The sequence below is a fragment of the Rouxiella silvae genome (assembly GCF_002093625.1).
GTDB lineage: Bacteria > Pseudomonadota > Gammaproteobacteria > Enterobacterales > Enterobacteriaceae > Rouxiella > Rouxiella silvae.
The window spans coordinates 35,812-58,339 of record NZ_MRWD01000033.1 but is presented as its reverse complement, the minus strand read 5'-3'; the positions used below and the strand labels follow the sequence as shown (position 1 = coordinate 58,339).

The 22,528-nt window shown below is 54.5% G+C and carries 19 protein-coding genes; 5 read left to right on the top strand and 14 right to left on the bottom strand.

Translation table 11 applies throughout. From position 1 onward, the window contains the following. Positions 1-126: 126 nt before the first annotated feature. The 3 genes from BS639_RS14395 to BS639_RS14385 all read left to right on the top strand — a co-directional run bounded on the left by BS639_RS14395 (position 127) and on the right by BS639_RS14385 (position 2,921). A complete protein-coding gene (locus BS639_RS14395; protein WP_084983436.1) occupies positions 127-606 on the top strand; it encodes a heme-degrading domain-containing protein in 480 nt (159 codons plus the stop codon). An 88-nt stretch (positions 607-694) separates the two neighbouring features. Beyond that, entirely contained in the window at positions 695-1,516 is an 822-nt protein-coding gene (locus BS639_RS14390; RefSeq protein WP_055780881.1) for a sugar phosphate isomerase/epimerase family protein, read from the top strand. A gap of 190 nt (positions 1,517-1,706) precedes the next feature. After that, entirely contained in the window at positions 1,707-2,921 is a 1,215-nt protein-coding gene (locus tag BS639_RS14385) for an alpha-hydroxy-acid oxidizing protein (RefSeq protein WP_084983435.1), read from the top strand. Positions 2,922-3,004: 83 nt separating this feature from the next. Here the strand turns inward: BS639_RS14385 and BS639_RS14380 are convergent, their stop codons facing one another. Together BS639_RS14380 and BS639_RS14375 are read right to left on the bottom strand one after the other, a co-directional pair. Beyond that, entirely contained in the window at positions 3,005-3,883 is an 879-nt protein-coding gene (locus BS639_RS14380; protein WP_055780883.1) for a LysR family transcriptional regulator, read from the bottom strand. Positions 3,884-3,976: 93 nt separating this feature from the next. Further along, positions 3,977-5,131: an MFS transporter gene (locus tag BS639_RS14375; protein ID WP_084983434.1), complete on the bottom strand. Its 1,155-nt coding sequence runs from the start codon at positions 5,129-5,131 to the stop codon at positions 3,977-3,979. Positions 5,132-5,232: 101 nt separating this feature from the next. Here BS639_RS14375 and BS639_RS14370 point away from each other — a divergent pair, with 101 nt between their 5' ends. Next, entirely contained in the window at positions 5,233-5,796 is a 564-nt protein-coding gene (locus BS639_RS14370) for a TetR/AcrR family transcriptional regulator (RefSeq protein ID WP_084983433.1), read from the top strand. Between the two features lie 46 nt (positions 5,797-5,842). Here BS639_RS14370 and BS639_RS14365 read toward each other — a convergent pair whose 3' ends face one another. The 12 genes from BS639_RS14365 to ssuD all read right to left on the bottom strand — a co-directional run bounded on the left by BS639_RS14365 (position 5,843) and on the right by ssuD (position 20,338). Further along, the gene (locus BS639_RS14365) at positions 5,843-7,210 is read right to left on the bottom strand and encodes an LLM class flavin-dependent oxidoreductase (protein ID WP_055780893.1); all 1,368 of its coding nucleotides are present in this window, start codon (positions 7,208-7,210) and stop codon (positions 5,843-5,845) included. Beyond that, a complete protein-coding gene (locus BS639_RS14360) occupies positions 7,207-8,415 on the bottom strand; it encodes an SfnB family sulfur acquisition oxidoreductase (RefSeq protein ID WP_084983432.1) in 1,209 nt (402 codons plus the stop codon). The genes BS639_RS14365 and BS639_RS14360 overlap by 4 nt, the downstream gene beginning before the upstream one ends. A 9-nt stretch (positions 8,416-8,424) precedes the next feature. Further along, on the bottom strand, positions 8,425-9,642 hold the full coding sequence (locus BS639_RS14355; protein ID WP_084983431.1) for an SfnB family sulfur acquisition oxidoreductase: 1,218 nt from the start codon (positions 9,640-9,642) through the stop codon (positions 8,425-8,427). Between the two features lie 10 nt (positions 9,643-9,652). After that, on the bottom strand, positions 9,653-10,861 hold the full coding sequence (locus BS639_RS14350) for an acyl-CoA dehydrogenase family protein (RefSeq protein ID WP_084983430.1): 1,209 nt from the start codon (positions 10,859-10,861) through the stop codon (positions 9,653-9,655). Then, the gene (locus BS639_RS14345) at positions 10,854-12,341 is read right to left on the bottom strand and encodes an MFS transporter (RefSeq protein WP_055780903.1); all 1,488 of its coding nucleotides are present in this window, start codon (positions 12,339-12,341) and stop codon (positions 10,854-10,856) included. Before BS639_RS14345 ends, BS639_RS14350 begins: the two co-directional genes overlap by 8 nt. A gap of 207 nt (positions 12,342-12,548) precedes the next feature. Further along, positions 12,549-13,424, bottom strand: coding sequence for a MetQ/NlpA family ABC transporter substrate-binding protein (locus BS639_RS14340; RefSeq protein WP_084983429.1), 876 nt, complete (start codon positions 13,422-13,424; stop codon positions 12,549-12,551). Then, complete coding sequence (locus tag BS639_RS14335; RefSeq protein WP_055780911.1) at positions 13,421-14,125, bottom strand: methionine ABC transporter permease; 705 nt, start codon at positions 14,123-14,125, stop codon at positions 13,421-13,423. Before BS639_RS14335 ends, BS639_RS14340 begins: the two co-directional genes overlap by 4 nt. Continuing rightward, positions 14,122-15,138 carry a methionine ABC transporter ATP-binding protein gene (locus BS639_RS14330; protein ID WP_084983428.1) on the bottom strand — a complete coding sequence of 339 codons (1,017 nt, stop codon included), beginning with the start codon at positions 15,136-15,138 and terminating at the stop codon, positions 14,122-14,124. Before BS639_RS14330 ends, BS639_RS14335 begins: the two co-directional genes overlap by 4 nt. Then, positions 15,135-16,544: an LLM class flavin-dependent oxidoreductase gene (locus tag BS639_RS14325; RefSeq protein WP_084983427.1), complete on the bottom strand. Its 1,410-nt coding sequence runs from the start codon at positions 16,542-16,544 to the stop codon at positions 15,135-15,137. The genes BS639_RS14330 and BS639_RS14325 overlap by 4 nt, the downstream gene beginning before the upstream one ends. A 99-nt stretch (positions 16,545-16,643) precedes the next feature. Continuing rightward, positions 16,644-18,059 (bottom strand): FAD/NAD(P)-binding protein, encoded by a 1,416-nt coding sequence (locus tag BS639_RS14320; protein WP_084983426.1) that lies wholly within the window; start codon positions 18,057-18,059, stop codon positions 16,644-16,646. Continuing rightward, on the bottom strand, positions 18,052-19,155 hold the full coding sequence (gene sfnG, locus BS639_RS14315) for a dimethylsulfone monooxygenase SfnG (protein WP_084983425.1): 1,104 nt from the start codon (positions 19,153-19,155) through the stop codon (positions 18,052-18,054). Before sfnG ends, BS639_RS14320 begins: the two co-directional genes overlap by 8 nt. 10 nt (positions 19,156-19,165) lie before the next feature. Next, on the bottom strand, positions 19,166-20,338 hold the full coding sequence (gene ssuD, locus BS639_RS14310) for an FMNH2-dependent alkanesulfonate monooxygenase (protein WP_084983424.1): 1,173 nt from the start codon (positions 20,336-20,338) through the stop codon (positions 19,166-19,168). A gap of 272 nt (positions 20,339-20,610) precedes the next feature. On the opposite strand from ssuD, the gene BS639_RS14305 reads away from it, so the two are divergent. Beyond that, a complete protein-coding gene (locus tag BS639_RS14305) occupies positions 20,611-22,500 on the top strand; it encodes a sigma-54-dependent Fis family transcriptional regulator (RefSeq protein WP_084983423.1) in 1,890 nt (629 codons plus the stop codon). The last annotated feature ends 28 nt before the right edge of the window (positions 22,501-22,528 follow it).

The window sequence follows — 22,528 nt, the reverse complement described above, 5'->3', positions numbered from 1 at the left end:
CAATAATCATAGTATTACATCGTTAATCATCTAAATATTTCATATCAAATCTTAATTGAAACTTTTATTCCTATAGCTTAGCCTCTCATGAGTTCAACTCGTCATTTCATCCTTGGAGTGTTAACCATGAGTCAGCCCCTTACACCCGACATCCTGTTACAGCAGGAAATTAAGTACCGTTTTGATAATGTCGACTTCGATTTCTCCTCGGCATGGGCCATTGGCAGTGCCATTCGCCAGCGTGCTTGCGAGCAGAACGCGCCTGTTTCAATAGAGGTTTTCGCCTTCGGCCAGACTCTTTTCCTCTCGGCCTTACCGGGATCAAGTGCAGATAATCTTGAATGGATGAAGCGTAAGAGAAATACCGTGCTGCGCCTTGCTCACTCCTCGCTGTATGCAGGCATTAACTATGAACAAACCGGGCAGCGTATGGAGCATCATGCTTTTATCAATCAGGCAGAATACTGCGACCACGGCGGCAGTTTCCCGCTGTTAACCAAGAGCGGTGCCGTATTTGGTGCAGTCAGCGTCAGCGGTCTGCCTTCGCATGAAGACCACGCGCTGGTGGTTTACGGTATCAGCCACTATTTAAACAACCCGCAGTAATGGCGTCACGACGGACACCACAATGAACAGCGATTACGCCCATCACGACCCTAATAAGGCGTAATCATGAAAAACTCAGGAGTATCAGATGCAAAAAGCGCTACACGGAATTTCAACCCACTACAGCAACGTACTAACCGATGCGCGTATCGCCAAGCAAACTGGCTATGACAGTCTGGAAATACTGAGCAGCAAGCTGGTGCGTTATCTCGATAACGGCGGCACCACCGCCAAATTAAAACAGGTCGTTGACGGTTATGGTTTGTCAGTGGGCTGTGTCAATGCCCTGCTTGAAATTGAGCGCCACCGGGGAGAACAGAAGAAAACCATGCTGGCCGAAGCGACGCGTTTAACCCGCGCGGCGGCAGAGCTTGACTGCCCGACGGTGCAAATTCTGGCGCTCAATGGCATCGACGACCTGCCAGAGGAAGAGGTGATGGATATCATCACTGAAAACGTCAGCGCCATTGCCACCCTCGGGCAAGAATACGGCGTGCGCTATCAAATTGAAGTGATCGCCTTCACTAAATTCCGCACCCTGGAACAGGGTCTGGAAGTCATCCGCCGGGTCGGCAAAGACAACGTTGGCATGGTGATTGATTTTTGGCACCTCTATGCCTCGGGTTCCAAACCTGAGGACATTGCGCGCTTGGATAAAAACTTGATTTATGGCGTACATTTCTGTGACGGCCGCCTGCCTAAGCCCGGTGAACCCTGGGACCAAATGGTGTTGCGAAACTATATGCCGGGCGAGGGTGAAATTGATATTCAGGCTTGGGTCGATGCCGTTAAAGCCACGGGTTATGACGGCATGTGGTCAGCAGAACTGTTCAGCCCCAACCGCTGGGAGTACGATCTCATTGAGATTGCGACTGAGTGTCGTGAGAATATGGTTAAGTATATGGGGTAAATTTTCCTCTCCCCCTCCCGCACTTCTCCTTTTTCCTGGTGATGCTTTTCACGTATTGCAGTGAGGATAATTCGGCATTGGACGGGCTTTTGTCGCTCTCATACCCTTGCACGTTGAAGGGTATGCGACCCGCCACAGGTCTGCCTCCTTATCGCTCGATAATCTGTGCTTCAATCAACAGGAAAAAATTATGATTAATGAAAAGCGCCGCAGGCTTCTAATGTCGATCGCAGCGGGTTCTGCCGTCACAGCATTTGGCGGAGCGGGACTGGTCAGGAAAGCGTTTGCGGCCCCGTTATCGTCCAAAGCAGAATTGCCGCAGGCTATCTACACCGGCGGTTATAAAGCGGGCACTGAAGTAAAAAGTCTGCAACTTAACGACCTGATCGAGATAGAACAAATGGCGGCTCAGGTCATTCCCAAAGGCGGTTTTGGCTATATTTCTGGCGGTGCCGGTGATGAATGGACGCTGCGCGCCAACCGCACCTCTTTTGATACTCGGCAGATAATACCGCGGGTGCTAACCGGTAAGAGCATGCCGGATATGCATACTACAATCCTCGGCGTACCGTTGGCATCACCCATTATGGTGCCGCCGATTGGCTCGCACGGCCTTGCACACATTACGGCAGAAGCCGGAACGGCCAAAGGTGCTGCCGCCGCGGGAACACTCATGGCGTGCAGCACCGTATCAACGCTAACGCTTGAGCAGGTCGCGGCGGCATCGACGGGTCCCAAGTGGTTTCAACTCTACATGCTTCAGGACGTAGGCTATAGCCGCGAGCTGCTGCATCGTGCAAAAGCCGCCGGTTATAAGGCGATTGTTCTCACGGTTGACACCACCGCAACCGGTAATCGGGAAGCCGATGCACGCAATAACTTCAAATTCCCACTGCAATTTGGCAATTTGGATATACGCGGCTCGGGTGGTGATATTCATCAGCTAAACAGCGCTTTTGCCATGAAAATGGATCCCAAAATTATTGAGTTTATTATCAAAGAAACCGGTTTGCCGGTGATAGTCAAAGGCATTGAATCTCCTATTGATGCAAAAATTGCCATTGCCGCCGGTGCCTCGGCTATCCAGGTCAGCAACCATGGTGGACGCCAACTCGACGGCAGCCCGGCGACCTTTACCGTATTACCGGCGGTCGCTAAAGCGGTAAACGGTCGCGTTCCGGTCATTTTCGACAGTGGCATTCGACGCGGTCAGGACGTATTCAAAGCCATAGCCTCCGGTGCCGATGTGGTTGGGCTTGGACGTCCCGTCATTTACGGCCTTGCGCTGGGGGGATGGATGGGCGTGCAGTCAGTGTTTGAGCAAATCAATAGAGAACTTAGCATGGTCATGCAGCTTGCGGGCGCGCAGACAGTGGAAGACATTAAACACACACAGCTGGCCTGAGTGATAAAATCGGCTTAAACAGGTGAAGATGGACTCACATTCTGCCTCTGTTACGCGGAGCAGGATGTGAGCCGAGCAGTGTATCATGACAATAACACCTCACTGACCGCATGCAGAAAGTGGCGAGTAATGATATCGTCTTTATGTTCAAGATTACGCGCTACCGCGATTTGAATGGAAGCCGGGGGAGATAAAGGTCGGTAAGTGAACTGTCCGGCACTCATTTTGGCCGTAGATGCAGGCAAGATCGACAGCCCAAATCCTGCAGCGATGAAATGAGTTCGCAGATGACTATCAACAATTTGCAGCATCGGTTTACCAAGGTGGTTTCCCACTACGTCGCGTACTTTCAGACTGATACCGCAACCATTCCCTTCTGAACGACCAATGATCTGCTCTCCCGAGATATCACCCAAGGTAATGCCCGCAGACTCGATTAACGGGTGCGTATTGGACATCGCCACCACTAGCGGTTCTTCAGCAATCACTGCAATGTCAACGTCGCCGTCGCTTACAGGCAGTATCACAAAGCCGATATCTATCGCCCCTTTTTTCAAAGCCTCTATTTGGAACTGGCTCGACATCTCATTGAATTCAATCACTACCTCAGGGTAACGTTGGTGAAAAAGAGACACCGCAGCGGGAACAAAACTCAGCGCCGAGCAGCCTTCAAAGCCGAGGTTTAAGACACTGATTTCGCCCAATGCAGCACGGCGGACTGTTCGCATGCTGAACTCTGCCCGAGCAAGAATAGCGCGTGCCTCACCGACGAAAGCTACCCCGGCAGGCGTGAGCGCTACCCCACGCTTGTCGCGCAGTAACAACATGACCCCTAGCAAACCTTCAAGCGCCTGAATAGCACGGGTAACCGACGGTTGTGCGACAAACAGTCGCTGCGCCGCTCGTCCAAAATTGAGCTCCTCTGCCACGGCAAGGAAGTACTTCAGTTGCCAAAGTTCCATATCGTTTTCTCGCGTTAAAATAAAAAACGTAAAGCGCAGGCGACGGCAGTCTCCTGTCCTATCGCCTGCAACAGAGTTTTTATGCCCCGCCGGCTACAACGTGCGCGGGCGCAGTCGTAATTTGAGAAGTGATTTTGAGCCGAACGTCAGAGCACCGATGACCGATAATGCGACCGCCACGGCAAAGGTCTGCCGATTGCCCCCCGGCAGATATTGCAGAAACGAGGACAGGAATTGCCCCAGGAATATCGACATCGACAGATAAGCTAGCACCCTGCCCCGATTGCCAGGATGACTTCGCTCCACCGCCATGTGATTGACTAATGGAACCGTCAGCCCAAAACCAATACCCAGCACGAAGGCAGCGAAGATCATGGCGGCTGAATTTGGCGCGACGATAAAAATAAATTGAGCTACGCCGTAGCCTATGAATCCAAGGGTGAGCGTGGTGCTTTCTCCGATGCGGACTGTCAGGCGAGGCAAAGTCGACGCCGCGCCCACGGCAACCAGTGAAACAAACGAAAGCAGATAACCGATTTGCGCTTCATTAAAACCAAAGCCGTGCAAACGGAACGGCAGACCGATAATGGCGGTAAAGAAAATGATCATGGCTAAAAGCGCGGCAAAATAAACGATTGTCACTTTAGACAGTGTGTTTTTTGCCACACCGCCCACAGCGTTCGACTCGGCAACTGCCGCATGCTGACGCGGCACGAATAACTCGGTCATCATCAGGAAAACCCACGCCATCAGATACAGCGCGAAGGGCCATCGCCAACCTATTTGTGCTAAAAGTCCACCTATGGACAGGAAAATAACGCCACCGAGTTCGATTGCCATGCCCTGTTTCGACATCATTTTTAACCGCGCATGACCTGAATAAAACTCGGAAATCATGGCGATGCCGGAAGACATTACCATCGCCGTAGCCCCGCCGAGTAACAGACGATCGGCATAAATAAATATCGGCCCGGGCATCCAGGCACCCGCAACCCCAAGCGCGCCGTAAAGGATCAGTCCAATACGTAATGCAGAGCGGGTCCCCCTGCGGGTGATAAGCATACCGGCCAGTGGTCCAAATATGACTACGCCAAGCGCTGGCAAGGTTACCAGCCAGCTTGCCGAGCCGGTGACGCCCAGCCCTGCGGCGATGCTGTTTAAGCCTGGGACGATAACGCACCCGACCATGATGGTTAAACAGGCGACGCACAAAAGCGAAAACGCCCCGACGGGTTTTAGTGCACTCATAGGCTACTTCCTGAAAGTTGTGAAGGAAAACAAGATATACGAGACTGCGTTCTCATATACTACATGCTATACTGTAGTCTCGCAATTGTCTGGGGGGTTCAATGGATAAAGTTTTAGGGCGACCAAGAGATGATGCCGCAGGACCTGCTTTGCTCTCAGCTGCAAGGCGCCTGGTAAGCGAACGAGGTTATCAACGGGTAAGTATTCAAAATCTGCTCGATGAAGCGGGCGTTGGTCGCCAAACGCTATATCGTCGCTGGCCAAGCAAGGCTGAACTGGTGCTGGATGCGTTTCTCGACAGTGCAGGACGCATCCCGGCTGTGACCGAAGGGCCTATTCTTGAGGTTTTGACGCGATTCTTAACCCATCTTTTTGCCAATCTCAACGAAGATGGACCCGCGCTGCGAAGCCTGATGGCCTCGGCACAGGAAGATGCCAAATTTCTTGCCAGTTTCCGTGAAAGATTTCTGCAACCGCGTGCGAAAATTGTGAAATCGTTTTTGGAGCAGGCGGTTAAGCGCCGTGAGCTGAATGAAAACTTTGACGTTGATACCGCGTCAGACATGATTCATGGGGCATTTTGGTATCGAATGCTGTTAGGCAGACCGCTTGATGCAGCTTTTGCTACAAAGCTGACCACCGCCGTATTAAAAGTGACTGAATAATCATTAAAAATAAGGGCGCACAGAAATTTTGCCGCCCATCATTATTTTATTTGATGACGCCTGCGGGTCTGCGGAAACGGCTCGCAGGATGTCGCGACGGCAGCCTGTCGTGATTAAACAGTTTTTTCCTCAGTGTTCCACTTTCATATTCTGTCTTATAACGCCCGCGCTGCTGCAACTCAGGCACCACTAAATCGATGAAATCGATATAGCTCTGCGGATTGAGAATGCGGGTCAGATTAAAACCGTCAATACCGCATTCATCCACCCATTTCAGCAGTTCGTCAGCCACCTGCGAAGGACTGCCGACTATCAGAGAGTAGCGCCCGCCCATGGCGTGCTGCTCAAGCAGACGGCGTCGAGTCCAGCCACTGTAGGCTTTGCTCACGGACTCAATCGCCCGCGTTGGTCCGCTTTGAATCGGTTCATCGAGTTCGAACTGCGACAGATCCATGCCGGTCGAGCTCGAGAAATGCGCAATGCCTGCTTCGGGGCTGGCGTAGCGTAAATACTCCTGCTCTTTCTCACGCGCTTCGCGCTCAGTGGCGGCAACAATCACGGATACCCCCATGAAAACTTTCAGGTCATCGGGCTTGCGACCGGCCTCCTGTGCAGCCTGACGCAGTTTGTTAACCTGCTCACGCGTGCCCTGCAATGTACTGCCGCTGACAAAGGTGCATTCGGCGTGGCGGGCGGCAAATTCAATGCCGCGCGCTGAACTTCCTGCCTGAAAAAGCAGCGGTGTACGCTGCGGCGACGGAGAAGACAGGTGATATCCATCAACCTGATAAAACTCACCATGATGATGCACCGGATGAATTTTTTCCGGATCGGCATAAATGCGCCGCTGTCGGTCTGCCACTATCGCATCGTCTTCCCAGCTGCCTTCCCACAGCTGGTAGCTGACATCAAGAAACTCGTCGGCCTGATCATAGCGTCGGTCGTGGCTCAATAGCGCCGTTTGCCCTACTGCACGAGCTGCGCTGTCGAGGTAACCAGTAACAATATTCCAACCAACGCGGCCGTTGGTCAGATGATCGAGGGTAGAAAAACGCCGCGCGAACGGATAAGGCGCCTCGTAGCTCAGATTGGCGGTGAGTCCGAAGCCGAGATGTTCGGTCACGCTGGCCATCGCAGACACCAGCATCAACGGGTCGTTGACCGGCAGTTGAATCGACTCTTTGGCTGTTAAGCCTATCCCTTGCTGATAAACGTCGTAAACGCCGAGAATATCGGCAATAAATAGCCCGTCGAATAGCCCGCGCTCCAGCGTACGCGCTAGCTCCAGCCAATATTTTAACGAGGTAAAGTCGGTGGATTGATCCTGCGGATGCGTCCACATGCCGTGGTGAATATGGCCCACGCAGTTCATATTGAAGGCGTTAAGCAACACTTTCTTGCCGCACTGACTCATAAGGTGCCTCTGCGTGGCGGAAGTACGCCGTTTAATACATAGTTGCCGATGACCGGATATTTCCAGCGCACCGGGTCGTGCAGTGTATGCGTGCGTGCATTTCGCCAGTGGCGGTCAAGGTTGTGCTCACGCAGGGCCGATCGCGTGCCGGAGAGTTCAAACAGCAAATTTCCCGCCTCCAGCGCCACCTCCGTGGTCCATGCGCGCACCGTGGCAACTGACACCGAAGCCGCGGCCACGCTTTGTTCGTGCGGGTCAAGCTGTGCAAGGTCCACGACTTCACCCGCCTCTTGCAGCAGTGCATCACCCGCCTGTAAACGGGCAGCAAGCTGGCCGGTGCGGTCGAGGGTCAGCGGATCGTCACTGGCGCGTGCCAGATTTGAATCTGGCCACGGCCGGGAACGCGTGTTGATAAACAGCAGCATATCGTTGAACGCAGCGCGGGCAATGCCTTGGTCAATGGCCGCATGCATAATTTGCGCAACCGGTCCGACAGCAGTGGGTCGTTCAAAAGCGCGCTGAAATGGCACAATATCTTCAACGTCGACCTCGACTGCTTCAAAAATCACCGTGCCGCTGCCGGTGGTGCGCTGTCCGAATCCTGACCAGTCATCAATAACAGTCACCCCCTTCTGATGCCTTGGCACGAAGACCAACTGCTCCTGCCCTTCGGCATTGCGCGCCGCCGTGGGAATGCGGTCGGCAAACAGTGCACCGGTGGCATAAAACTTTCTCCCTTCAAGTAAATAATGCCCGCCGTTTTCCAACACCGTGGTGGTGCGCTGGTGCGCCGAGGGGGACGAAAACTCGGCCAGAGCATTGCCCAAATGTACCCCTTGTAGTACTTCGCGATAAAATCGCTGCTGCTGAGCCTGAGTGCCGTTGACGCGCAGCACTTCGAGGGCATAAAAATGGTTCTGTGGCACTTGACCTATAGCCGCGTCGGCCTCGCTTAATATGGCGATAACTTCGGCCAATACTGCTGTAGAAACTGCTATACCGCCCCATTTTAGAGGTACAGTGATTGCGCCAAGACCGGAGGCAAACAGTTCCTCCAATGGCTCAAAGGGCAGTTCGCGGTCGCGGTCGCGGCGTGAAGCATCGACGCGAAACGCCTGGGCCAGCTCGTGGGCAACGCTGAGTGCCTGCTCTGGCGAGCTGATCATGCGGGTCGGCCGTTTGGGCTTAATCTGAATTGCGGTCATAAAACGTCCTTATATCCAGGCATGTCGCACCGGATAAACGCCATTAAGGTAATAATTGCCGATGGCGTAATACTTCCAGCGCACCGGGTCGTGCAGTGTGTGTGTGCGTGCATTGCGCCAGTGCCGGTCTAGCCCGTGTTGACTCAGCGTCGCCCTGCTGCCGCCCCACTCCAACAGTTTTTCACTGGCCTTCAATGCCACCGAAGTGGTCAGAACTTTGGCTTCAGCGACGACAATAGAGGCCTTGGCGGCAATTTCAGCCGTAAGCTGCGTGGGGTCGATACCGTCAAGCAGGGCGGCTGCCCTTCTAAGCAGGGCCTCGGCGGCGCTCAGTTCAACGTTCACACGGCCAACGTCGGCCTGCAGGTGAGGATCATCAGCATTACGCTCAACGCCGGCATCGACCCACGGCCGTGACTGGGTGCGAATAAATTCACAGGCTTCATCAAATGCGCCTCGGGCAATGCCCGCATCGATGGCCGCTTGAATCAGCTGTGAAACCGGCCCACGCAGTGAAGGCTTATCCTCAGCCGGTACCGGCACAATCCACTGTGGATTGACCCACACTTCGTTAAGACGCACGGTGCCGCTGGCGGTGGTGCGCTGTCCGAACCCTGACCAGTCATCAATCACCTCAAGCCCGTCGGCAGGTTGAGGAATAAACGCCAACACCGCTTTCCCTTGGTCATCAACGGCGGTAGTGACCACGATGTGAGCAAACAGCGCGCCGGTGGAGTAAAATTTTTCGCCGCTCAGGCGCAGTCCATCAGGCCGCTGACGCAGTCGAGCCAGCACTTCACGCGTGTGCCGTGTATTTTTTTCCGGTCCACCGTTGCCAAAACGCTGCCCTTCCACCACAGCCTTAAACAGCGACTTTTGCTGGCCGTAGGTTCCCTCATCACGTAAATACTGAATCAGACCGAAGTGATTCTGCGGAATTTGGCCGAGCGAAGGGTCGACGGACGAAATCAGCCGAAACACCTCGGTAATCGTGCGATAAGAGAGCCCGCCGCCGCCAAATTCTCGCGGCACCGAAATACTGCCCAGACCCAGACGGCTGAACAGGGACAGTGCCTCCAGTGGGTAAATGCGCGCTCTGTCACGGCTAACGGCCTCCTTCGCCGCCAGTTCTGCCACGGCACGGGCTGCCTCGAGTGCCTGCCTCTCATCGGTTAAAACGGCCACTTTAGGCGCGGCTCCCGGCGTGAGTTCTTGCGATTGAGTCATTGTATTATCCTCATTCACCGTTGCCGATTTGCCAGATAAAGGTCGGTTCGTTGCCGTTAACTTCCCAGTCGCCGACGTTGCGCGTTTTATAAATCACCGGATTATGTGATGCCACGGTGCGCGCATTGCGCCAGTGGCGGTCCAGCGCCTTGCTGGTTCGGGTATCCGACGCGCCTAGGGCATTAAACAACTCGGTGGCAGCGCGCGGCACCAGGTCACTGGCAATCACCTGCGCCTTGGCCGAGTCAACTTCCGCCTGCACGTTGGCCTGACGAATCGCCGCCTCGTCGCCGCTGTCGTGGCGTTCATAGGCTTTTTGTAGCGAGTGCGTGGCCTGCTGCACCGTCGCCTCAACCGCATAGGCCCAGCTCGAAATTTGTCCCACTACCTGTAAAACCTGTACGTCCTGCTTAACCAGCCGAGCGTTGCTGTGACTATAAATACGTTTGCGCTGGGCCACGCCGTGCGCGGCATCGCGGGTGACAGCGCGCGCAATACCGGCCAGCGTGGATAACAACACGTGCTGATAGAAAGCGGTTTGGTAGTGAAAACGCTCGCTGAAATCGTAAACGTGCGCGGCCTCAACCTGCGCTTGTTCGAAACGCGTCGTTCCACTGCCGGTCAGCCGTTGACCAAAGCCGTCCCAGTCGTCTTCACGGATCACGCCGGACTGCTGGGTATTGACCAGCACAATCACGTCGCGGCCATTGTCTTCACGCTGGGCATACACATCGATCCAGTCCGCGTACAGGGTGCCTGTGCTGTAAAATTTATGACCGTTCAGCGTCCAACCGTTTGGCGTCGGGGTCACTTTAGTCACCACCTCGCCCAGCTTGAGGTTGCCAATTTCTGTCCATCCGCTGCCTACCAGCTCCCCGTCGATAAAACGTCTAAACCAGCGCTTTCTCTCTTCACTGTCGGGTTGGTTAAGCCTGTCTTCAACAAATGCAAAATGGGCACGCAGCGCCTGCGGCAGATTAGAGTCAGCTTCGGCCAGTTCGGTCAGCAGTTGAAACAGCTGCGGCAGCGAAGCACCCAAGCCGCCCTCTTCGACCGGAATACGAAGCGTGCCAAAGCCAGCCTCTTTCAGCCAGCGAATCGGCTCGAAGGCCAGTGAGCGGGTTGTTTCGCGCTCTACTGCGCCTTCAGCTATGCGAGCAAACAGCGGCCGAAAACGAGCCGCCAAAATCTCATACTGCGTTGTCAGGGGTTCAGACATGTTGTTCTCCAGGGTGGGCGTGATTTTCAGAGTCCTGAACTTCAGGGGCATCAATGTCGTGGCGCGTCGGCTCAAAGCGGACGACCAGTAGGAAAACGATGGGGATAATGGCGCTGAGAGAGACTATCCAGAACATGTTGGTGCCAAAGCTGGCCTGTAGAATAGGCAGAATAAACAGTGCCAGCGCGCTGCCGATGCCGGAAAGCGAACGGCTGAAACCGACGCCGGTGGCGCGAATGTGTGTAGGATAGGAAAGTGCTGGGTAGATCATTAACTGCGCCCCAGGACCAAAGCCTTCGGCAAACAGCCATAGACCCAGCATCGCGATGGCAAACACTACGCCGATAATCGCCTGCGGATGACCGATCAGCGCCAGAGAGACCAAGGCAATAAACTGCAGGGCGAAACCGGCAATAGCGACGTGACGCGAAGGGAATTTCCACGCCAGACGCATGCCTAGCAGGCCGCCAGTGAAGGCGAACAGCGCGTTGAGCCCGAGCGAAGCTGAGATAGTTTCAAAGACGCCAGCCCCCAGGAACTGCGCCAGTATCGAGGGCAGAAAGAAAGCAATCGCCGTGTACTCAAAGGAGATACACACGTTCATTACGCCCGCGACAATGGTTCTCTCACGGTAAGGCTTTTGGAACAAAATGCGGAAGCTGACTTTAGGCGGTGTTTTTTTAGCCTCTGTCTGAGAGACCGATTTATCTTCATGCGCATCAATGCCGTAGGAATCTCGCAGAATGCGCGCCGCGCCGCTCAGGTCGCCCTGATTGGCAGCCCACAGCGGAGACTCATTCATAAACTTGCTGCGCACCGCAATAATCAACAGCGCGGGCACGGCACCAAACAGCAGCGAAGCGCGCCACAGCCAGTCGATGTGCTCTTTTGGCAGGACAAAATAAAGTCCGAAGATAATGAAGAAACATACCGAAGAAGCGGCGTACCACATTGGGCACCAGGCCGCCAGCCGCGAGGCTTTGTTGGCTTTACCGGTAAACTTCGAGAACTCCGCCAGGTAGGCCATCGCGACCGGCAGGTCAATGCCGACGCCTACCCCCATCAGGAAACGTGCGCCAATCAGCACCCAAACGTTCGGTGCCAGCCCTGCGGCGATAGCCGAGACCACGAAGAACAGCATGTCGGCCATAAATACCGAGTAGCGTCCGTATTTGTCGGTGAGCCATCCTCCAAGCAAATTACCCACAATGGTGCCAATCATAATTGAGGAGGTCACCAGACCGGTTATCGTTGGTGTCAGGCCAAAGTCTTTAACCACGTCATCAATGCCGTAGGACAGCGTAGTCAGGTCATAGGCATCTAGGAATACGCCACCCAGCGCAAGGAATACAATCCAGCGGGCATAGCTGTTTTTGTTAGAACGGCTGTTAATCAGGTTGGCGACGTCGCCAACCGAACGAATCGGCGTTGACTGCGGCGGCGGTGAGGCGATGCCGTCGTCGATGTTTATCGTGCTCATAGTACCCTCGTGTTTTTAATGTGAAGACAAATATTGAGAATGGTTTGCAGGCGAACAGATGAAGTTATAAAACGCAGTGAGGGGAAAAACAAACAACAAATATTGATATTAAATTCATTAAAATCAATAAGTTATCTAACTTTAAGTTCAGCACGAAAACCGGGTTAGCATTACGCTAGCCCGGTGGGGGATTAAAATATCGAAGATTTACTCTGCTGAGACGGGCACTAATACACCTCGGACCAACGGGTCGTTTGTCTCTTTTAACCACTGCTGCAAACGTGGGTCAGCAAAGGCTTTTTTCAGTTTGATAATATTTTCTTCATTAAGATAAGGCGTACCGATCACCAGCTGCGAAGCAAAGGTTTTTGGCGCGGCAGGGAACAAAATGCCTTTATCACGAGGCACTTTTCCGGCATCAAACTGAGAAACATAGCCAATTGCCGCGTCCACCGAATTTAAAGCGCGAGGCATGGTTAACAAGTCCAGCTCTTTGAACGTAAAGTTGTGAGGATTTTCTTTAATATCTGACAATTTCGCGGTACGTGGCTCAACAGCCGGGTTGAGGCCGATCAGTCCAATACGCTGGAGCAGCCAAAGTGCCTGCCCCTGATTGGCTCCGTCGTTTGGCACAACGATTTCGGCACCCTGCGGCAGCTCATCGATGGAATGATAGCGGTCCGAGTAAATTCCAAACGCCCATTGGAACAGCGGCATCGTGGGTGTGAGTGCAAATTTATTGGCGTCAACAACCTGCTTGAGCCACCACTGATGCTGATAAACCGTGGCGGCATACTGACCGTCGGCTACGGCTCTGTCGGCCTGAACCGGATCCTGAAGGCCCACAGCCTCGATTTTTATGCCGTAATCGGGGGCAATATTTTGTGCAACGTACTCGATAAGCTTCTGCTCACCGGCCATTGCGGGTTCAAAGTGCACTTTTAACGTCGTGCCAAACGTCACTGCGTCGCGTTGCTGAGAGGTAAAATGCCAAGCCAAGGCGGCTATGACTATTATCGCCACGACCAGCGCTACCCACGGCCAGTTTTTCTTCTTTTTAATTTCAAAATCTTGCTGCGTCATGATGAATGTGTACCCTTTGCGTGTTGAAGAGAGGCGACCAGTCGATCGCCAATAAATTGAATCAATTGAATAGTGACGATAAGCACGACGATGGTGGCAATCATGATGTGGTTATCAAAGCGCTGATAGCCATACACCACGGCCAGATAACCGATACCACCCGCGCCGATGGTGCCGGCAATGGCGGAATACTCAATCATCGAAATAAGATTCAGAACGATTGCCGCCACAATCGCCGGCAGGGCTTCGCTGATTTGCGCCCGTGAAATTATTTGCCAAGTTGACCCACCCGAAACCAGTCCTACGGCGGTGACGTCGGCCGGTAATTCCCGCAGCGCGTTTTCCACCAGGCGGGCAAAAAACGGCGTGCCGGCAACAATCATCGGGATCACTGCCGCAGGAATACCGATGGTGGTACCGGTTAACCAGAAGGTGAAAGGAATAATTGCCGCCATCAGCACCAAAAACGGCAGCGAACGGCCCATATTCACCAACCAGCTCAGAGCGTGATTAACGCCTGGCTGTGCAAACAGTCCGCGTTTTGAGGTGTTGAATAAAACGATGCCCAGCAGGCCTCCAAGGGTCACCACAAACAGCATAACGATGCCGACCATCAACCAGGTTTCAAGATAGGCTGGCAGCATTAGGGTGTGAATTTGGCTCCAGGGTGTATCCTGACTCATCACATCAACCGGTTTCATACTGCCTCCTGCCACAGCTGAGTGGTCTGTATAACGTCCGAGTTGATGCCGAGTTGATAGAGCTGCTGGATGAGCGTTTGAATATCGACCGACCGATGGTTAAAACGCACGCCAATGCGCATTCTTCCCGCGAGCCTGTCGCCCACCTTTTCGACGTGGGCGGCCAGCACATCAATCTGCAAATGGTGCTGCTGACTGAGCTGGCTTATCCAATCGGTGGCGAGTCGGCGATCGCCATAGCTCAGCTGCAACACCAAATCACAGCTGGCATCAATCGGCTGAAGCGGGAAAAGCTGCTGACCAAGGCGAGATTCTGGTTGGGCAAGCAGTGCCTGAAGTGTGCCGTGTTGCAAAAGTCTGCCGTCACGTATCTCAGCCACTGCATCCGCCGCGCTGCGCACGACGTCCATCTCGTGTGTTATCAACACAATGGCCAAACCAAACTGGTCTCGCAGCTGTTTTAGCAGAGTCAAAATTGATTGTGTTGCCTCGGGATCCAGCCCTGAGGTAGCCTCATCGGCCAACAGCACAGAAGGCTTCAGCGCCAGCGCGCGGGCAATACCGACCCTTTGGCGTTGCCCACCGGAAAGCTGTGAGGGGTAAAATTGGGATTTATCCGCTAGCCCTACGCTTTCTAGCAGTTGCCCAACGTGACGTTTAATGTCTTTGGGCACAACACCGAGCCACTCCAGCGGCAGCGCAATATTCTCCCATGCTGTTTTACGCTGGAGCAGAGCAGAAGACTGAAAAACCGTACCAATAGCGCGACGCTCACGGCGTAGCGCCTCCCCAGAAAGCCTTGACAGGTCTTTGCCATTGACCCGAATGCTGCCGGAAGTGGGTTTTTCGAGCAGGCTGATGCATTTTGCCAGCGTCGACTTCCCCGCACCGCTCGGCCCGACCACCGCAGTAATTGAGGCGGCAGGCACAGTGAGGGAGACGCCTTTTAACACCTCAACCCCTCGGCCATCCGGTGTAAGATACTGTTTATGCAGGCTGTCGATTTCAATCATGGCAGGTCCACTCCCACCGGCTGAGTTTCTGTGTGAGCGGCACGGCGATAACCGGCACCCGGATGCGGCTCCTGCAACCGCGCACTCTTGTTAAACAGTTTTTCACGTAGAGTGCCCGTTTGATAATCCTGCTTGTAAACGCCGCGCTTTTGCAGCTCGGGAACCAACAGGTCAACAACGTCGGTGAAGGTTTCGTGGGTCACCGCGTAGGCAAGATTAAAGCCGTCAACGTCGGTTTCTTCTACCCAACTCTGTAACTCATCGGCCACGGTTTGCGCACTGCCCACCAGCAGCGGACCAAAACCGCCGATGCCGACCCAGTCAGCCAGACCCTGCACGGTCCACTGGCGATTTGGGTCGGCGGTAGAGAATGTTTCTACCGCCGATTGAATGGCGTTGGTGTGCAGGTGTTTCAGCACCTGATCGGGCTGATACTGGCCAAAATCAATGCCGGTCCAGCCTGAAATCAACGCCAGTGCGCCTTCATAGCTGACATAGCTTTTGTATTCTTGCCATTTAGCCTGTGCCTGCTGGTCGGTTTCCCCCACAATCACCGTTTGCAGATTGAAAATAAGAATACTGTGCGGGTCACGCCCTGCCTCTTCTGCGCGGCGTCGGATATCGGCGACGGTTTTTTTCAGCAACACTTTTGACGGCGCGGCAACGAACACGCATTCGGCGTGCTCGGCTGCAAACTGTTTTCCACGGCTCGACGCCCCCGCCTGATAAAGCACCGGCGTACGCTGTGGCGAAGGTTCACAGAGGTGAATGCCGGGCACCTGGAAGAAGGTTCCCTGATGATTAATAGGATGTATTTTGCTTGGATCACTGAAAACACCACGCTCACGATCGCGCAGAATCGCCCCCTCTTCCCAACTGCCCTCAAGCAGCTTATAAACCACTTGCAGATACTCATCGGCATAGTCATAGCGCGCATCGTGCCCAGTTTGCTCTTTATAACCAATATTGCGGGCACCGCTCTCGAGATAGGACGTCACAATGTTCCAGCCGATACGCCCCTTGGTTAGGTGATCCAGCGTTGAAAGACGGCGCGCGAAAGGGTATGGATGTTCAAAAGAGAGTGACGCCGTCAGACCAAAGCCGAGATGTTCTGTCACCAGCGCCATCGGGGTGATAAGCGCCAGCGGATCGTTAACCGGAACCTGGGTTGCGTTACGAATAGCGGCATCGTTGTTGCCGTTTAACACGTCATAAACGCCCAATACGTCGGCAATAAACAGGCCATCAAACTTGCCGCGCTCAAGCAAACGGGCCAAATCAGTCCAATATGATAAATCTTTATACTGCCAAGAGCGGTCGCGTGGATGCCTCCACAAGCCAGGTGACTGGTGGCCAACACAGTTCATATCAAAAGCATTAAGGCGAATTTCACGTTGCGATGACATAGCGTACTCCTAAGCAAACGGGTCAGTCATGGCCGCCCGATCCAATGGTGTTGTTCCGAGTAAAAATCAGAAAAAAATCAGAGTGACATCAGAAAAAAATCAGAAGTTTTTTAGTGAGGCCGGACATCGACCGTTCTGAGAATGCGCGGCATTATCAAGTAACTGATGGGCCAACTTTTCGGCGTGTTCAGCCACCTGCGGCAGTCCCATCAGCTCGCCAAAACGGCCTCGTGCGGCTGGTCCCACCACCAGCAGGTGCGGATTAGCCTCTCCCGAGCCGTTCAACGTTTGCGACTGCGGATTCACCCAAATACCCAGTGCTAGCGGGTCAGCCTGAATGCGTCCCTGCGCTGACAGTTGGCTGAGCAGTGCATCACTGCTGAGCAATGAACCGTGCGCCGGCCCGGTGGTGACGATAATTTTGTCGACGGTTAGTGCCTCAGGTTCAGCGCCGCGCGGCTTTAGGGTCAGTTGCAGTTCATTTCCCACTGCGGTGGCACCGGCTAAACGCGCGGCTCTGACCTTCAGACGTTGTTCGTCCTGCAACTGCTGTAATACCGCACTCACCTGCGGCGCAATACGATAGCGATGTACGTCCCACCAAGGACGAAGGTGGCGCAGAAAACGTCGCTGTTCTTTGAGAGAAAGCTGCTGCCACAGGCGTTGGCCGTTGATGCGAATGTCATCGAGCACCAGTTGCCACGGCAAACTCTGTTCGGCGGCTTGCGCCACTTCATCACGAATACGGCGCAGCCAGCCCTGGGCCGTGGCACTCTGCGGCTGGGAGTAGTCCAGCGCACGCGGTTCAAATTGCCCGCTGAGATTTGGGCGCGGCAGCTGACCCCGACGCGAAAATGCAGTAATAGACCCCCGATGCCCCTGACGATGCAACGAGGCCACCACGTCTGACATAGTCAATCCGCTGCCAATAATCGCTATACGTTCGTCAGGCGCGACGGCAGAAAAGGCGTCGGCCTGCCACGGGTTGGCGATCAGCGCGGGATTATTTTTCAGCGTTTTGAGTATATTCGGCAACGCGGGGGGCGGATGGCTAATGGCCAACACAATGTCGTCGGCCTGATAGCGTTGACCGCTTGCGGTAATCACACTGCCGTTATCGAAGCCGACGGCAGTGTCGCGAACGTGTCTGAGCACTACCGCCGAAGACGCGGCCACCAGCGCATACTGCTCGCCGATGTAGGCACCGAAATGTTGACGCTGTGGATAGATTTTTCCGTCATACCAGCGGGCATCGGCATCTTTTTCATAGGCCGGTGATGCGCGAAACCAACGGTCAAAATCTCCCTCTTCGGCGGCTGAAAGGTGCATGCGTTCGGCGGGAACATTAATGCGGTGCGCAGCGTCTCGCGTGCCGTAGGCCACCCCGCGCCCGAGCTGCTCGCGAGGTTCAATTACCGTCACCTTAAGCCCGGCAGTGCCGTGCCGCGCCAGTTGAATAGCCAGCGCGGTGCCGGAAAATCCACCGCCGACAATCACGATATGCCGACTAGCCATGACTCAGCTCCGGCTGCTGCTGACGCTCCAGCTCACGCACCAGCGGCATAACTTCGCGGCCAAAGAACTCGACCTCTTCCTGGAAGTGCAGAAAACCCAGCAGCATCAGGCTTACACCAGCATTTTTCAGGGCAATAATGCGTTCGGCAATTTGCTGCGGCGTACCGATCAGATTGGTTTTAAAACCATCATTGTATTGAACCAAATCTTCTAGGGTAGATTTTGCCCAGTTGCCCTCGCCTTCCGGCGAAGCGCTGCCGGCATTTTTCGCCTCATGCTGGAAGCCTTTAACCGCGTCTGGATTTGCCTGGTCGATAATTTGCTGCAATACCTCTTTTGCCTCTTTCTCGCTTTCACGGGCGATGACAAAGCCGTTAACCCCGACCTTCACCTTATGATGATTAATCGCCGCTTTATGCTCAATGTCTTCAACCTGCTGGCGAATACCGTCCACGCTGTTGCCGTTGGTGAAGTACCAGTCAGACACGCGGGCCGCCATATCACGCGCGGCGCGCGAGCTGCCGCCCTGGAAAATTTCAGGCAAGGGGTTGAGTGGCTTAGGCTTCATGACATAGTCGCGATAGCGATAAAAATCACCGGCAAAGTTGAAGGTTTCGTCCTGCCAAATACCGCGCAGACAGCGAATGAACTCTTCGGAACGCAAATAACGTTCTTCGTGATCCAGCCACGGCTCGCCGATGGCCTTAAACTCACCTCGGAACCAGCCGCTGACGATATTCACCGCGATGCGTGCGTTAGTCAGGTGACTGATGGTGGCTATCTGTTTGGCCGCCAGCGTCGGATTCCAAGGGCCTGGCAACAGCGCGGCGATCACTTTTAACTTTTCGGTAGCGCCCAGCAGTCCGTGAGAGAACGCCACCGACTCATGCTGATTGTCTGCGCCATAGCCTGCGGTGAAGCGAATCTGTGTTAGCGCATAGTCAAAACCGGCACGCTCGGCAATTTGCGCCAGCTTGCGGTTATAGTCAAAGTCCCAACTGGTGCGCTGAGGGATATTACTGATAACCAAACCGCCGGAGACGTTGGGCACCCAGTAGGCAAATTGAATAGGATCGTTGCTGATTTTATGGCTCATCATTATATCCTTAATGGCTATTATTCTGTTTTACCGGGCGACGATCGCCGCCGATGGTTTCACCGAAAGGTCCGGTATTCACCGTGCGCTGACGCTTTTCTGCGTTCGTCGCCAGCGGCAGCAGCGGCATCACCAGCTCGGCGAAACGATGCGCCTCTTCGAGATGCGGATAACCGGAGAAAATAAAGTTGTCTATACCCAGCGCCTGATACTCGCGAATACGCTCGGCGACCTGCTGCGGATTGCCTACCAGCGCCGTGCCTGCACCCCCTCGAACCAGACCCACCCCGGCCCACAGGTTGGGAGCTATGCGCAGTCCGTCTCGCGAACCGCCGTGTAGCGCACTCATGCGGGCTTGTCCGGTTGAGTCCATACGGGCAAAGATTTTCTGCGCGGCAGCGATAGTGTCTTCATCAAGATGGGCAATCAGGCGGTCTGCCGCGGCCCAGGCTTCCTCTTCGGTTTCGCGCACTATCACGTGCAGGCGAATGCCGTAGCTGAGTTTGCGGCCGCGTTCTTCAGCCCGCTGACGCACGACCGCCAGTTTTTCTGCCACCTGCGCCACCGGCTCGCCCCAGGTCAGATAGGTATCAATCTGGTCAGCGGCAACGTCGATAGCCTCGTCGGAAGATCCACCGAAATACAGCGGAGGGCCGTTTTCCTGAACCGGTGGGAATAACACTTCGGCACCTTCAACCCGAATATGCTCACCGTGGAAATCCACTTTTTCGCCCTTGAGCAGCCGTGTATAAACTTCAAGAAACTCACGGGTCACTTTGTAGCGATCGGCGTGGCTGAGGAAAATTCCGTCACCCTTATTCTCAACGGGGTCACCGCCAGTCACGACGTTAATCAACAAACGCCCCTCAGAAAGTCGGTCTAAGGTAGCCGCCATGCGCGCCGCCAGCGTCGGCGGCTGTAGGCCAGGACGCACGGCGACCAGATAACGCAGTTTTTTGGTAATCGGTGCCAAGGCCGACGCTACCAGCCACGAATCCTCACAGCTTTTCCCGGTCGGGATCAGTACCCCGTAGTAGCCGAGATTATCAGCGGCCAGCGCAACCTGTTGTAAATAGGGCAAATCAACGGGACGGCCTCCTTCGGTAGTGCCGAGATAGCGTCCGTCGCCGTGAGTAGGTAAAAACCAGAATACGTTGATGTTGTCCTGCGCTGCATGGCTCATTATCACTTTCCTATATAACGATATCTGAATTTAACAGATTAAAAACTTCAGTTTGGTTATAAACAACAAAGCAGGAAGCGTGCCAATGCGCAGGAATTTTATTATTGTTATATTTCAATGAATTAAAAATAATCCTCAGCTAAAAAATTGCTGCAAATGCAACACCTGCTGCGATGTCACTGCTGCATTCGCAACAATTCACGATTTTTCCCTCTCGCCCAAGTCCCCGCTCGGCGGTATTGTCTCTTTCCCGGCTAATTTTTGGAGTGAAGATGCAGAGTCATGGACCTACGTTGATCGATCCCGCATCGATAGCTTTTCAGACTGTACTCGACCGTCTGGCGCCTACCGATGCCACGGTGCTCATCGTCGGTGAAACCGGCACTGGCAAGGAGGTGGTTGCGCGTTATTTACATCACCACAGCCCGCGCAGGCAGCAACCGTTTCTGGCCGTTAACTGCGGGGCATTGACAGAAAGTCTGGCTGAGTCTGAACTCTTTGGTCATGAAAAAGGCGCGTTCACCGGCGCACGCGACCGTCATCAGGGCTGGTTTGAGGCTGCCGAGGGCGGCACGCTGTTGCTCGACGAGATTGGTGAACTGAGTCTGCCGCTACAGGTTAAACTGCTGCGCGTGCTTCAAGAACGCGAGGTCACGCGCGTGGGATCACATCGCGCCGTTAAGGTTAACGTGCGGGTCATTGCCGCTACCCACGTCGATTTGGCGCAGGCCATTCGTGAGAGGCGCTTTCGCGAGGATCTGTACTACCGTTTAAACGTTGCCGCAGTCACCCTGCCGCCGCTGCGCCAGCGCCGAGAAGATATCCCGCTGTTGGCCGAGCATTTTCTGCGTCTTTATGCCCGTCGCCTGGGTCGCCCGCAGCTGCAACTGAGCGATGAAACCTTGCTGACACTGATGGAGTATCCGTGGCCGGGCAACATTCGTGAACTTGAAAACACCCTGCATAACGCGGTGCTACTGAGTAAAGAACCGATAATCACACCGCGTCAGTTGCGCCTTGGTCCACTGGGTGCCGACTCGCTGCCTGTTGGCGAAGAGGCGCTTGACGAGTTCATGCGCCAGCAGTTGCAAAAGGGTGATGAGCAGGTTTATCAGCGCGTAATTGATGCACTGGTGCGCAACGCCTTTGAGCTAAGCGGCGGCAATCAGCTGCAAACCGCCACTTTGCTCGGCGTCAGCCGCAACACGCTGCGTACACAGCTGGGCCATCTCGGATTGATCAAACCCCGCCGCAGTGTGGCCGTCAACGGCAAGCGAGGGGGAACCCCGCTCGCATCGCACGAGCGTGAACTGCGTATCGGCTATCAGAAATTTGGCAATCTCGGCATCCTCAAAGCCAGGCAGCTGTTGGAATCCGATTTTTCCAACCGGGGTATCAGCGTTTTGTGGAGTGAATTCCCCGCCGGACCGCAGTTGTTACATGCGCTAAGCAACGGCGAAATTGACTTTGGTACCACCGGCGAAGTGCCGCCGCTGTTTGCTCAGGCTAATGACAATCGCATGCTGTACGTCGCCTGGGAGCCGGCTGCCCCTCAAAGCGTGGCGCTAGTGGTGGCCAATGAAAGCCCGATAGAGACCATCGGCGACCTGCGCGGTAAGCGCATTGCGGTGAATAAAGGCTCGAATGTGCACTACCTACTGGTGCAAGTTCTGGACGAAGCAGGTCTCACCCTCGACGACGTGCGAGTGGTCTATTCTCCGCCAAAGTACCCGTTAACCCCGAGCGACCACCACGCCGTGGATGCATGGATGATGTGGGATCCGCTGCTTAGCGACGCAGAGCGCGGCGGCCAGCTCCGGGTAATAGCCAACGGCAGCGGCCGGGTTAATAATCATCAGTTTTATCTGGCACACCGCGACTTTGCGGCGCACTCCGCAGACCTGCTTCACCACGTAATGAGTGCGCTGGAGCAAACTGGCCGCTACATAGACAGCCACCGCCTTGAGGCTGCTGCACTGCTTTCTGCCGAGCTGGGAATGGCGACCGACTCACTCACCCACGCGCTAGCGCGGCGCAGCCATCAGGCACAGAGAATGGATTTGGGAATTATTCGTGACCAGCAGGCAATTGCCGACCGGTTTTATGCGCTAGGACTGATCCCGCGAGCAATTAAAGTGCGCGATGCGGTGTGGACCGAGTAGTGCCGCGTCATATACGCCACTTTTATCT